The organism is Phyllobacterium trifolii (assembly GCF_014192095.1).
GTDB lineage: Bacteria > Pseudomonadota > Alphaproteobacteria > Rhizobiales > Rhizobiaceae > Phyllobacterium > Phyllobacterium trifolii.
Genome location: NZ_JACHXN010000010.1, coordinates 121,403 through 133,833 on the forward strand (window position 1 = coordinate 121,403; position 12,431 = coordinate 133,833).

Sequence of the window (12,431 nt, forward strand, 5' to 3'; positions counted from 1 at the left end):
GCCTGTCAACCGCTGCAGATCATGAAAAGAGCAGCGACTTGATGACGACCGGGATCACACCGGGCGGGTCGATAAATTCGCCGAGATCGACAAAATCCAGATCCTTGAGCTGCACGCCGTCGATGGAAACCAGGTTTGATCCAAGATCGAGTTCTTTCTCGAGAATACGGCCGATCGTCTGCCCGATATCGCCGTCGATCACCAACACCAGCAGTTCCTCGCGCTGTCCTGCCGGTGCCGCTACCGACTTGATGGCGGTGGCCATGGCCAGAAGCCGCGGATAGTCCGGCAATCCACTCCATGAGAATGCCAGAGCCAAGGGTAGTGACAGATCCCGGTCCTGACGTTCTGCACTTGCCTTGAAAATCCCTGCGATCTCATCGGCGTCGATGACTTCGGGTAAAGTGGTCCCCAAGTGAACGACAGGAATATTATGGGCAGGCAATGCTTTGATGCCGCTCATGTAGAGCGTCTTGCCGCTAACCTGAACGGTGAACTGCGACGCTCCAATGACCGTTGCCCTGATGCGTTGCCCTGCGTCGATAACCGGCACGTCGATGCGCGGACCCAGCTGCGCCACGATCTCCTGTGCCAGAGTTTGTGCGATGTCTCCGTGATCCTCGGTCTCATAACCAAAAATATATTCGGAAACGCCGCCCGAGAACGTGATGTAAGTCGGCGTGACAGCTCTCTCCAAGGCGTCGGTCAGCAGCAATTTCTCGCCGAGATCGTCAAGCGGCTGTCCCAAAATCTGATCGACCGCAAGCGCGGCGAGCCGCTTCGTGATGGCTTGGCGGGACGCTTCGTCGGGCAATTCATCACCGGAAATTTCTATACCGAACGATTGCGCGACGATCCTTGCCGACTCGTCGATGCGAGACCATTTTCCATGCTGGTCTTTTGCCAGCAAACGTCCGCCGACGGCGAAAGCGGCAACGCTGAGGATTTCCCCCTTGTCGATGAGCGCAAGTTTGGTCGTGCCGCCTCCAATATCAACGTGAAGCCCGCAAGCATTGCGTTTTCTCGAGAGAGCCGTAGCGCCCGAGCCGTGTGCAGCCAGGATGGATTCAAGTTTGTGGCCAGCGGTTGCGCAAACGAATTTGCCCGACTCATTCGCGAATATTTCATCGATCGCGCGGGCGTTCGTCCGTTTTATCGCCTCACCGGTCAATATGACCGCGCCTGAATCAACATCGGCCCGCTTGTAGCCGGCATCGTGATAGCAATGATGGAAGAAATGGCGAAGCTCATGGGCATCGATCGTGCCGTCTGGCAGGAAGGGCGTGAGGAGAATGGGCGATCGCCACAGAACAGTGCGTTCGACAACCACAAACCGGCTCGACAGATCATCCTTCTCCCGCTGCAGAACGATACGGGCAAACAGCAGGTGCGAGGTGGAACTGCCGATATCGATACCGACTGTGAGAAGTTCGAGGTTTTCCTGTTCCCAAATCGACCGCGAAATCGCCAGCTGATCGGATTCCGACAAATCCTCGTGCTCATGGTCCAGATCAAAATCGTGCACGCGTTGCTCCTGCTATACGAATTGCAATGGAAGTCGCACCGGTCAGCGCGACTTCCTCAACGAAGAACTAGATGGCCGGTCCCACCAAAACAGGGGTCTGGATGACACCCGTCAGCGATTCCTTGGGCAGCGCCAATACTGCGGCTTCGTCGAAGGTGTCGCCCATGGCAGACGGCACGCCCGTCTCCTTGAGCGCCTCCAGGAATTTGCGATGGACGCGCGGATCCTGATCCTCGTACTCGATCTGGCGGCCGCCGTCCTTCACAGACGTTGCGCCCTTGCCCTCCGCACTTTTACGCCGGAGTGATATGAAGGGGTAGCGTCGGCTCCCCAAGCTGCACGCGACATAGCGCGCTGGTTCAGGCCCCGTGTTGAAGTGCTGATGATACATCCAGAATGGCGGCGTATACATGAAGCCGTGCTTCCACGGGAACTCCTTGAACTCCGACTCGCCCTCGTACCAGAGCAGCGAATAGCCCGTACCATCGACCGCATGAACATGTGTACCCGCGGCGTGGCGGTGTGCCTTCTTGTACCGGCCTACGGGCATCTGTGACACGTGCGCGTGCATCGTACCGTCGGCGAGCACGAAGTTGACGTTGAGCGATCCCTTGCCTCGTCCTTCGAACTCGTAAAGCTTGAAGCTGGTGAGGTCATGGACGAAATTGGTTTCCCAGACATTCTGGATTTTGCGGGCTGACTCGCTCCCGTAGGAATAAAGCACGCCTTCGCCTTCGAAGTGCTTCGACTGCCCGGTCCGCTCGGGAAACGCGAAGTCGTTTTTGAAGATGAAATCCAGATTGTGATAAAGGTTGATGCTCAGTGGTGCATCATTGGTGCAGGACAGCCGCACCGGTTCGCGCCCCGATCCGTTGTGTATCTGGTAGGTGCAGTTCAGCGGTATGGCGAACAGCGCCTTCGGTCCCCATTCGAAGGTCCGGACTTCGCCGTTCGGTAGCCAGACTGTCGTCGAGCCATATCCGGAGAGTACGAAGAAGAATGCTTCATAGAGGTGCTTGACGGGACTGGTCTTGCGCCCGGGCAAAACCTCGATGACATAGTTGGCCATGAAGTCGCCCATACCTACGGTATGCGCAAAACAACCGCGGGCATCGTAACGATCCCATGGTCCTGTCTCAAGTTCGAGCAGGTCGTGACCAAAATCGAAATGGATAGGGATTCCCTCACCCGTCGACCAATCCTTGTAAGGATCAACGAGAAATTTCGAATTGTTCGGGTCTTGAACCGCAACGGGTTCGGAAGCAAATGTCGTCGCTTTTTCAGCACTGGTCGCCATAGAACTCACTCTCGATTTACGTTTCTATTCCTGATTGCGGAAGTATCCGTTTCTGGCCGGGGCTTCGCTATCGCCATTTCGGAAAAACCGTCTTCCCGTCAGCCAACGCCGCCTTCCGACGCGGACAATGGCCGCACCACCCTGCCGAGATAGCTTGCCTCAGGCCCATACAGCAGTGCTTTGACATCATCGGCATGCAACGTCTTGATGATCTGATCGACTTGTCCGGAAAGCGGCAGCATCAGGCCGCCCTTCTGGGCAAGGTCCAGCGTCACGTCCATATCCTTTTCCTGCCAGGTGAAGCGCGTGCTGTCCCACCGGCTGAGGGTGCCGTTGGTTCCCGGGCATTGCAGGAGCACTTCGCGCATTCGCTGTGCATCGATCCCGTAACGCTTGGCGATCAGCAGCGTCTCGAAGTTGGCCACGCAGTGAACCCAATGCAGGAGGTTGTTGCAGGATTTGGCAATCTGACCGGCTCCGCGTGGCCCTACGTGAATGAGGTCGTGGCTGTAGCTCATCAATACTGGCCGAATGCGCTCGATATCTTGTTCCGAACCGCCGCACAGCGAAAGCAGGGTACCTTCGCGGGCGCCTGAGGCTCCGTAGACGACAGGCGCGTCTACAAACCGCTTGCCCCTGGCTTCGATCTGCGGTCCGAGCTCGAGCATTGTCTCGGGGCTAATAGTGGCGGCTACGACGATGATAGCTCCGTCGGCGGCGTTTTCGGCCAGTTCCTGCGAAACGTCGATCACCTGTTGATCCGTTGCCACAACAAGAATGAACACATCCGCCACATCGGCCAGTTGGGCGAGGCTTTCCTTCGTTGCGAGGCCGCGCTCGCGAGCCTTTCCGAGTTTTTCCTGGTTGACGTCGAAGACAGCAACTTCGATGTCATGGTCGAGTATGTGGCCGGCCATCGCCAGCCCCATCTCTCCAACTCCCACGACTCCAACCCTCATGTCTGCCTCCCCATAAGTCGATACTCCAACGGTTCACCCGGCATGTTGGGTGATGATGTCGATCAGCGCGGGAACACCGCTTTTGACCTGCGCTATCGCCCGGTCGAGCGCACTGGCGATGTCCTTGGCATCTTCGATCGGGCCCTCGGCGTACCAGCCAAATCCGCGGGCTATCGTGGAAAAGTCCGGGGCAGGATCCATGATGTCCATGCCGATATAGGCGCGTTCGACGGGCGTTCCTCGCTGGCGCGCCACGGTGATCTGGTGCTCCCAATCGTTGTAATAGGCGCGGTTATTGTGCATGACGCAAAGGAACGGCACTTTGTGTTTTGCCGCAAACCAAAGAGCACCGACATCGAACAGCAAATCGCCATCGGTCTGGCAATCGACAACGAGACGCCCGGTGCCGCGATGGGCAAGCGCCACGCCTGTCGCCATGCCGATCTGTGTTCCTGTTCCGAGCGCCTTGCCGGGCCAGCGGTAGGGGGTATCGAAGTCCCAGAGCTTCAGCGCCCAGTCCTCGAATGCGTTGGTCGTTAAAACCCAATCCTCGTGCTGGATCTTGTTCCAGACTTCGGTGGCGAGCCGGGGCAAAGTGATCGGGCTTGCATCCCAATCGACCTTTGCCTGTTCACGCCATTTCGCCCGCTGTGCGTCATGCATTTCGGCAACAGCCTGCCCGCGTTCCGTAATTTTCCGGGCAAGTTTCGCGTCATCCCTGGCACGCTTGCCAATGATCGATGTCAGTGCAGGCAGGGCAAGAGCCGTATCGGCGAGCACGCGCTGCGCGCATTCGGGAAACCGCTGATAGTCGGTTGCCCATTTCGAAATCTCGATGTCGGCAAAGCCAATATCCAGCCACTCGCAATGCTCGGGGAATAGCGGCTTCAGCGTACGATTGATACGATCATTTTCGTGCGTTGGCCGCTCCCAATCCCGGCAGTCGAGCAGGGTAATGAGATCGGCCTGTTTGAAGACATCCCGGTTCATCCGCATGTCGAGCGAATGCTCCGTTGGAAAATTAAGCCGCCATTGCGTGTCGGCGACGGGGGCGCCTAGCGTTTCCGCAAGGGCAACCATGTCCGAATAGCCGTTCTTGTCGCGACCGACGAATTGCGGCACCAGCACAGGCCAATCCGCTGCGACCAAGCGGTCTGCGGCCTCTTCAAGTGCGGCGGGATCGGGAGCGATCCGGCTCGGTGTTTTCGTGGATTTCAGCGATGGCAACGCAATCGGTTCGGATAGCGGCGCTTCCTGCAAGGCGGCATCGTAGCACATGTAGATCGGGCCTTGCGGCTCGGTCATCATGATCGAGTAAGCGCGGGCAAAACTGTCCACAACGCCGCCCATGCCGCCCGGCTGATAATCCCATTTCACATAGTCGCGGATCTGCGTCCCCTGAACGTTCGCCGAGTGGGCCCAATCGACCCGGGGTCGCCGCTTGCCCTCGTCCATCGGCCCGGTAGCGCCGATAACGAAGACCGGGGCGCGATCCGTATAGGCGTAGTAGATACCCATGGTGGCGTGCAGGAGACCGACGACATTGTGTACAATGACAGCCAAAGGCTGGCCGGACGCTTTCGCGTAGCCATGCGCTATCTGGACCGCGATTTTTTCGTGCTGACACAGCAGCATTGGCGGCTCATCGCCATTGTGGTTGACGAGTGAATCATGCAGCCCGCGATAGCTGGCGCCAGGATTGAGCGTTATGAAGGGAAACCCGTATTGCTTGATCAGGTCAGCGATAATATCGGATTGCCACCCGAGTCCGTCATTCTGCGTCACTGATGCTGTTGGCGCCGAGCTATCCATCTTCAGTCCTTGTACAGTTGAGCAAATTTAGGGCGACCAGGGTGGTCCGGTCGCCCCATGTCGGCAGAAAGTTCTGCTATTCCTTCTTCAGCGAGTCCTTGAGGAACTGCACGATTTCCGGCGTCTGATCCATGGCCGTTTTCACCGAATCGCCCACGGCATCGCCGATCAGCGGATCAAGCGGCAGACCGAGCGTCTTGGCTTTGGCGATAAATTCGGGATCGGACGTTGCCGCGGCATAGGCGTCGCGCAGCACTTTCAGGCGATCGGCTGGAATGCCCGCAGGTCCAGCGGTCAATCGCGAAATATCGCTCTGCGATTCAACCAGCGCGATGGCCTTCTTGCCCTCCTCGCTCGTAACCATCGAGGCAAGCTGCGGAACGTCGGACTCGGAGCCGCCGATCTGCGCGATGAACTTGCCATTTCCGTCATCGACGAACTGCTGGAACGTCGAGCGCGACCCAACGATGCCTTGCACTTCGCCGCGGCGCATCGCCAGCTGATCTTCATTGCCGTTGTAGCCGGTGATGACCTGGATTGGCAGGCCGATCGACTTGACCAGCATCGTCGTTTCGATCGTCGACGCGCTGCCAACACCGGCGGCCGCAAACTTTATCGGTTCCTTCAGGTTTTTCAGCTGATCGAAGCTCGTGATTCCGGAATCCTTCGAAACCACTATGACGCGCGGATCGGAGGATACCTTGCCGATCCAGGACATTTTGGTCAGATCGAATTTGATGCCGGGATCGCCGGCCAACTGTCCATATATAAGGCCGGTGTTGAAAGTACCGAAGGTTAGACCGTCCGGGTCGGAAGCATAGATATAGTTTGTGCCGATGAGGTGGCCGGCGCCTGGCATGTTCTGCACGACGAACGTCGATCCCGGCAGGTGCTTCTGCATGAACTCAGTGATGAGACGGCCATTCGTATCGTAACCGCCGCCGGGGGCCGTCGCGACGATATAGGTAACGGTTTTACCCTTGTAGAAGTCGGCGGCATCGTCCGCCAGCGCTATCGCGGACCCGAGCCCGGCGACTAAGACGGCACCAAAAACTGCCGTGCGAATTGATTGTCTGATCATTCCATTCCCTCCCTTTTTACTGCCTTTTGTTGAATAGATATTTAGTCGGTTAACTCACTTCGAACCCCAGGGCCCGCAAAACGATTGGCGTCAGGAAGCCGTGAAAGAGCTGTACGTGTAAGAGCAGGCCGAACATTGAGTAGAGAACAACTGTCGCCGTTACCGCGAGGAACAGTGCGAACTTCCAGCTCGCCTCGGCCTGCCTGCGGAGGAACGACAACAACATCACCGGCACGCTGATATAGAAGCCGAAGACGAGGACCGCCGCGATAAAGCCGACAAAGTAAGCCCACATCGTCAGTTCGCCCGACACGGTGTGCGGACCGAACTCCGGCTCTTCCTCGGGGACGAGATTGGCCGGCACGCCAGCTTTCGATGCCGCTTGGAAGTTTTCGGCCAGCTGGTTGCCAGGTGCGCGCAACAGATCCATGCCGAGTTGCAGCAGGCACAGCGCGATGCCCGGAATGCCGACCACGAATGGCATGAACCGTGCGTTCGGCGGGAACTGAGTAGCCATTGCCACCATCGTGCCGAAGATCGCGAGCATGACGAAGGTAAGCCAGGTGCTGAAGCTGAGCTGTTTCATAGGTTCACTCCAACACTTGAATTGGCGCGATGCGGCCTGAAATTGCGGTAGAACGCATAGACCATCAGTCCAACGATCATGGCGATCAGGACAAGCGAGATGGGACGCAGGAAGAAGCTGTAACCCCAGAGCTGCAGCGCCTGATTGAGTGACGCTTCGGCTTTGCCTCCAAGAACGAGACCGATCACGAAAGGCGAGCGTGGCCACCCGGCCCGAAGGAAGCCATACCCAATCGCGCTGAACAGCACGAGGATGATGAGATTTTGCCACTGATAATCGCTGACGAAGCAGCCAAGTGATACGAAGACGAGAATAAACGGCACCAGATAGCGGCCATTGACGAAGGTAAGCACTGCGACCCAGCGGCAAACGACGAGCAGGATGCCGACCGCAATCAGATTGCCGACGACCAATGCCCATATTAACGTCCAGACGAGGTCAAGGTGCTGCGTGACCATCGTCGCACCCGGCTGGATGCCGAGAATGAGGAACGCTCCGAGCAGAACGGCCATTCCGGAACTTCCGGGAATACCGAAGAAGAGGGTTGGCAGCAGCGAGCCGCCTTCTTTGCCGTTACTTGCGGTCTCAGGCGCGATCACACCTTCGATAGCGCCCTTGCCGAAACGCTCCGGCGTCTTCGAACTTTGCACTGCATGGCCATAGCAAAGCCAGGCAGCAGTCGAACCGCCAAGGCCCGGTATCATGCCGATCACAGCGCCGATTACCGACGTGCGCAGGACGAGCCACCAATGGCGCGGCACTTCCATGACGCCCGAAAGCAATTGCTGATAGTTGAAGCCCTTATCCATTGGCACCGCCGAGATGGCTCCGCCCTTGGTGCTGAGCGCGATCATCTCCGGCACTGCAAAAAGAGCGAGTACGGCGGTGACGAGACTGACGCCATCCCACAGGAACAGCATGTCGCCGGCATAGCGCGGCGTACCCGTGATCGGGTCCATGCCAATCGTAGACAGCATCAAGCCGTAAAAGCCGACGATCAGGCCTTTGACGATCTTCTTGCCGCTGGAAAGAAACGCGATGAAGCTGATACCAAGAAGCGCGATCAAGAAGAACTCTGCCGGACTGAACATCAGGATGACGGGTTCGAGAACGGGTATCATGATGGCGAATACGATCGCGCCGATGATGCCCCCGACGCCGGATGCAGTGATGCTGGCACCGAGTGCCCGCGCCGCCTGCCCCTGCTTGGCTAGCGGATATCCATCGAGAGTCGTCGCGGCATCGTCACCGTCACCGGGTATGCCGAACATGATACTGGATATCTGGCCGCTGGTGCCGTTTACGGCGTGCATCGTCAGGAGGAACACCGCTCCTGAAACCTTGTCCATGCCGTAGACGAATGGAATGGCCATTGCGATGGAAAGCTTCCCGCCAATACCCGGCGTGACACCGACCAGCAATCCGAAGATCACGGCTATCAGCATGAGGCCCATTATGTGGGGCGAGCTCACTAGGCCGTAGAGCGCGGCAAACATGGTGTCGATCATTGCAGTATCAATCCTCCCATCCAACGAACGGCAATCCTGGATTGCTGTCCGTCATGCAATTGCTGCTAAGCTCCTCCACGAGCAGGGCGCATGCACGGTTATTGCGCTGGCTAAAACGGCAGCGGCTCTCCAATTAGGGTCAATCCGATGCATTTTGTCCAAAGCAAAATATTACGCTCAGACCAGTTGTTTTTGTGTGGGCTGGCGCAGCGGCTTAGCTGACGAGTTTGTCGCCGCCGCACGGAAGATAAGGGGAAATCCCAACGCACTAAGTTTTTCTTAGTTGGCCGCTAAGGCGAAATAGCGTGGACTTCCTCTGCATTAGAGGCAAAGTTTTTATGTGATTTTTATAAGTCTGTGTGCCCCGGCATCACGGCTACAAAGATTCCAATCAGTGTCATCGGCGCCCTCGCCGCTTCAGCATATCAGGTGAGATCGGGTGGCAGCTGGCCTTGCGGCGGGGAGAAGATTTCTTGGAACAACGTGTCGACGCATCGAGCCCACCAGAGGAGCCGCACGCATCGCTCGGATCCTTGCTCGTGTCCTTTCTCAAACTCGGTGCTTCGTCCTTTGGCGGAGGAATGGCAGCCTGGACGTATCGGGAGATCGTCGAAAGGCGCGGCTGGATGACCGATGAGAATTTCTTGCAGACACAAACCATCGCCCAGATATTGCCAGGAGCCAATCCGGTAAATCTCGCGGTCTATATCGGCCTGAAATTGCGCGGCCTTCCAGGGGCCATCATTGCCACATTCGCGATGGTGGCGCCGGCTTTCACTGTCATCATCCTGCTGAGCACGGTTTACCGGCAATTGAGTGCGTATCCCGAGACGCATTCGGTTCTGCGTGGACTTGCCTGCGTCGGAATAGCATCGACGCTGACGATGGGGATGAAGACGGCGCGGCGACTGCATGGACAGACGCTACCCATTATTATTGCACTAGCCGTATTTATCATGGTTGGTGTGTTGCGTTGGCCGCTCGTTCCAGTCGTCTTCGCAAGCATTCCGCCCAGCGTACTGGTATCCTACCTGTTGAGCAGGGACAAAAAGCATGGATGACGACAAGCTCCTCGGCCTCGTCCTTTTGTGTGTTCCGCTCTCTCTCGTCTCCTTTGGCGGGGGTCAGACCATCGTTGCCAGCTTGCAGCACCAGACCGTCGATGTGCAGCACCTCCTGACAAGCCGCCAGTTCACTGATCTCTACGCCATCTCGCGCGCCTCGCCCGGTCCTAGCACGCTCATTGTGGCGCTGATCGGCTGGGGGATCAGCGGTTTCTGGGGTGCAGTCATCGCCACGCTGGCGATCTTCATTCCGTCCTCGGCATTGATCTGCATTTTTGGCAGCTGGTGGCAGCAACATCGCCTTTCCCCGTGGGGACGCGCCGTCGAACGAGGGCTGACACCGATTGCAGTTGGGTTGATCGTCGCAGGCGGGCTGGCGGTTTCGCAGTCTGCGGGGCTGAGTCTTTTCGAAATCGCTACAACTCTCGCCGCCGCGGCGTTTCTCACACTCACAAGGGTTGGTCCCTATCCGGTCCTTGGCACCGTTGGAGCGCTCTATTTCTGCCTGAGTGCAGCCGGCAAAATCTAGTTACGCCCTTCTCGGCAATTGACCGGCGCGCAATTCGCGGTATTATGCGTAAAATAGAACGCAGTTCCTCATAGAAGAACATGCTATCTTTATTAAAGCTGCGGGAGGAGGCAGAAATGGTCGAACCACTGGTATTACGCATAGCCCTTGGCAAGCACGATCACGGGCGGCCGCTCAAGGATGGCAGCGTAAAATCGCCGCGTCTCAAACTGGAGTTCGAGGAGTTTGATCCCCTGCCGAAGGCTTTCCGGACGATGGTCCGGGGCGGGGATCTCGATGTCAGCGAGATGGCGTTGACGACCCACCTCGTTGCCGTTGACCTGGGCAAACCCATTACAGCGCTTCCCATCCCGCTCTGGCGCAGGCTGCATCACGACAATCTGGTTTGCGCTGCAGGATCGGACCTCGGCGATCCGGCCGAACTTCAAGACAAGAAGGTTGGCGTGCGCGCCTATACACAGACCACCGGCGTCTGGATCCGCGGTATTCTCAAATCGGAATATGGCGTGGACCTCAATCGCATCACATGGGTGACCATGGAAGATGCCCATGTCGCCGAATACAGGGATCCGGAAAATGCGGTCCGCAACACCAGCGGCAAGGGTCTGCGTGAACTCCTGCTGTCGGGCGAACTTGCAGCAATCATGGGTGAACGCAATGTCGATCCCGCCGATGTGCGTCCTGTCATACGGGATGCAGAAGATGCAGCACTGAAGTGGTCCGAAAAAACGGGAATATTCCCGGTCAACCACATCGTTTCCGTCAGAAAAGAACTTCTCGAACAGCATCCCTGGCTTGGCGGTGAACTGATGGCGCTCTTTGAAGAGGCGCGGGTGAAATCCGGTGCCAAGGGGACAGCTGCTTTGCCCTACGGACTGGGAGCGACACGCAAGCCAATGCAGACGCTGCTCGACTACGCCTTCGATCAACGGCTCAGTTCACGACCCTACGAAGTCGATGAGCTTTTCTGGAAAATCTGAATCCAACACAACTTCATTCTTGGGCAATTTTCATGATCATCGATATTCACGGTCACTACACCACGGAACCCCAGGCACTGCACCAGTTCAGGGACAAGCAGCTGGCCGGCCTCGCTGATCCCATGCGGCGCCCGACGAGCACGGATCTTGGCATCACCGATGACATGCTGCGCCAGTCCGTCGAGCCGCAACTCAGGCTTCAACGCGAACGCGGCAGCGACCTGACGATCTTTTCGCCGCGCGCTGCGGGTATGGCCCACCATGTGGGAACCGAGGCTGTCAGCATGCAGTGGACCACACTTTCCAATGATTTGATCTACCGGATCTGCCAACTGCTCCCCGATAATTTCGCCGCCGTCGGTCAATTGCCGCAGCATCCCGGATCTCCCCCGAAGAACTGTATTCCGGAACTGGAGCGTCTCGTTAACGAGCTTGGATTCATCGGCGTCAATCTCAATCCCGACCCGTCCGGCGGCTACTGGACGGATCCGCCGCTTACCGATCCTCAATGGTACCCGCTCTACGAAAAGCTCTGCGAACTCGACGTGCCGGCGATGATCCACGTGACATCATCGTGCAACCCGAATTTCCATCACACAGGCGCGCACTACATCAACGGCGATACGACAGCCTTCATGCAGCTCATACAGGGCGATCTTTTCAAAGATTTTCCGACGCTGAAATTCGTCATACCGCACGGAGGCGGCGCAGTACCATTCCATTGGGGCCGATATCGCGGTCTTGCGCAGGAGATGAAGAAACCGCTGCTGGCCGATCACCTTTTGAAGAACGTCTTCTTCGACACGTGTGTCTACCACTATCCAGGCATCGAACTGATGGCCAAGGTCATCCCGGTCGACAACATATTATTCGCCTCGGAAATGCTGGGCGCGGTTAAAGGCATCGATCCGGAAACCGGCCATTACTATGACGACACCAAGCGCTATATCGACCAGCTTGCGACACTGGACGAGCCAAGCCGCTACAAGATTTTTGAAGGCAATGCACGGCGGGTCTATCCGCGCCTTGACGCGCAGCTGACGAAACGCGGGCATCCCGCCAAGCCGGCAAACTGAGATGAGGTCACTGC

General features: G+C 57.5%; 11 protein-coding genes. 4 read left to right on the top strand and 7 right to left on the bottom strand.

Annotation, left to right across the window (positions count from 1 at the left end; genetic code table 11):
• Nucleotides 1-19: 19 nt before the first annotated feature.
• The 7 genes from FHS21_RS16390 to FHS21_RS16420 all read right to left on the bottom strand — a co-directional run bounded on the left by FHS21_RS16390 (nucleotide 20) and on the right by FHS21_RS16420 (nucleotide 8,768).
• The gene (locus FHS21_RS16390; protein ID WP_210283542.1) at nucleotides 20-1,525 is read right to left on the bottom strand and encodes an ethanolamine ammonia-lyase reactivating factor EutA; all 1,506 of its coding nucleotides are present in this window, start codon (nucleotides 1,523-1,525) and stop codon (nucleotides 20-22) included.
• 67 nt (nucleotides 1,526-1,592) lie between these two features.
• Nucleotides 1,593-2,822 (bottom strand): cupin domain-containing protein, encoded by a 1,230-nt coding sequence (locus tag FHS21_RS16395; protein WP_210283543.1) that lies wholly within the window; start codon nucleotides 2,820-2,822, stop codon nucleotides 1,593-1,595.
• Between the two features lie 98 nt (nucleotides 2,823-2,920).
• Nucleotides 2,921-3,781 carry an NAD(P)-dependent oxidoreductase gene (locus FHS21_RS16400; RefSeq protein ID WP_183663038.1) on the bottom strand — a complete coding sequence of 287 codons (861 nt, stop codon included), beginning with the start codon at nucleotides 3,779-3,781 and terminating at the stop codon, nucleotides 2,921-2,923.
• A 33-nt stretch (nucleotides 3,782-3,814) separates the two neighbouring features.
• Nucleotides 3,815-5,593: a thiamine pyrophosphate-binding protein gene (locus tag FHS21_RS16405; protein ID WP_183663041.1), complete on the bottom strand. Its 1,779-nt coding sequence runs from the start codon at nucleotides 5,591-5,593 to the stop codon at nucleotides 3,815-3,817.
• Nucleotides 5,594-5,669: 76 nt separating this feature from the next.
• Nucleotides 5,670-6,674, bottom strand: a complete 1,005-nt coding sequence (locus tag FHS21_RS16410) for a Bug family tripartite tricarboxylate transporter substrate binding protein (protein ID WP_112531461.1) — start codon at nucleotides 6,672-6,674, stop codon at nucleotides 5,670-5,672.
• 49 nt (nucleotides 6,675-6,723) lie between these two features.
• Nucleotides 6,724-7,260, bottom strand: a complete 537-nt coding sequence (locus FHS21_RS16415; RefSeq protein WP_112531460.1) for a tripartite tricarboxylate transporter TctB family protein — start codon at nucleotides 7,258-7,260, stop codon at nucleotides 6,724-6,726.
• On the bottom strand, nucleotides 7,257-8,768 hold the full coding sequence (locus tag FHS21_RS16420; RefSeq protein ID WP_183663044.1) for a tripartite tricarboxylate transporter permease: 1,512 nt from the start codon (nucleotides 8,766-8,768) through the stop codon (nucleotides 7,257-7,259). Before FHS21_RS16420 ends, FHS21_RS16415 begins: the two co-directional genes overlap by 4 nt.
• Before the next feature lie 473 nt (nucleotides 8,769-9,241).
• Between FHS21_RS16420 and FHS21_RS16425 the strand changes: the two genes are divergently transcribed.
• The 4 genes from FHS21_RS16425 (at nucleotide 9,242) to FHS21_RS16440 (ending at nucleotide 12,417) form a co-directional block, all read left to right on the top strand.
• Complete coding sequence (locus tag FHS21_RS16425; protein WP_162702022.1) at nucleotides 9,242-9,829, top strand: chromate transporter; 588 nt, start codon at nucleotides 9,242-9,244, stop codon at nucleotides 9,827-9,829.
• A complete protein-coding gene (locus FHS21_RS16430) occupies nucleotides 9,822-10,361 on the top strand; it encodes a chromate transporter (protein WP_183663047.1) in 540 nt (179 codons plus the stop codon). The genes FHS21_RS16425 and FHS21_RS16430 overlap by 8 nt, the downstream gene beginning before the upstream one ends.
• Before the next feature lie 116 nt (nucleotides 10,362-10,477).
• Entirely contained in the window at nucleotides 10,478-11,341 is an 864-nt protein-coding gene (locus tag FHS21_RS16435) for a substrate-binding domain-containing protein (protein ID WP_112531456.1), read from the top strand.
• 32 nt (nucleotides 11,342-11,373) lie between these two features.
• The gene (locus FHS21_RS16440) at nucleotides 11,374-12,417 is read left to right on the top strand and encodes an amidohydrolase family protein (RefSeq protein WP_183663050.1); all 1,044 of its coding nucleotides are present in this window, start codon (nucleotides 11,374-11,376) and stop codon (nucleotides 12,415-12,417) included.
• Nucleotides 12,418-12,431: the final 14 nt, after the last annotated feature.

Excerpts from the sequence above, each read along its gene's own strand:
- FHS21_RS16395 (WP_210283543.1), bottom strand. The coding sequence starts at position 2,822 with ATGGCGACCAGTGCTGAAAAAGCGACGACATTTGCTTCCGAACCCGTT.
- FHS21_RS16400 (WP_183663038.1), bottom strand. The coding sequence starts at position 3,781 with ATGAGGGTTGGAGTCGTGGGAGTTGGAGAGATGGGGCTGGCGATGGCC.
- FHS21_RS16405 (WP_183663041.1), bottom strand. The coding sequence starts at position 5,593 with ATGGATAGCTCGGCGCCAACAGCATCAGTGACGCAGAATGACGGACTC.
- FHS21_RS16410 (WP_112531461.1), bottom strand. The coding sequence starts at position 6,674 with ATGATCAGACAATCAATTCGCACGGCAGTTTTTGGTGCCGTCTTAGTC.
- FHS21_RS16415 (WP_112531460.1), bottom strand. The coding sequence starts at position 7,260 with ATGAAACAGCTCAGCTTCAGCACCTGGCTTACCTTCGTCATGCTCGCG.
- FHS21_RS16420 (WP_183663044.1), bottom strand. The coding sequence starts at position 8,768 with ATGATCGACACCATGTTTGCCGCGCTCTACGGCCTAGTGAGCTCGCCC.
- FHS21_RS16430 (WP_183663047.1), top strand. The coding sequence starts at position 9,822 with ATGGATGACGACAAGCTCCTCGGCCTCGTCCTTTTGTGTGTTCCGCTC.
- FHS21_RS16435 (WP_112531456.1), top strand. The coding sequence starts at position 10,478 with ATGGTCGAACCACTGGTATTACGCATAGCCCTTGGCAAGCACGATCAC.
- FHS21_RS16440 (WP_183663050.1), top strand. The coding sequence starts at position 11,374 with ATGATCATCGATATTCACGGTCACTACACCACGGAACCCCAGGCACTG.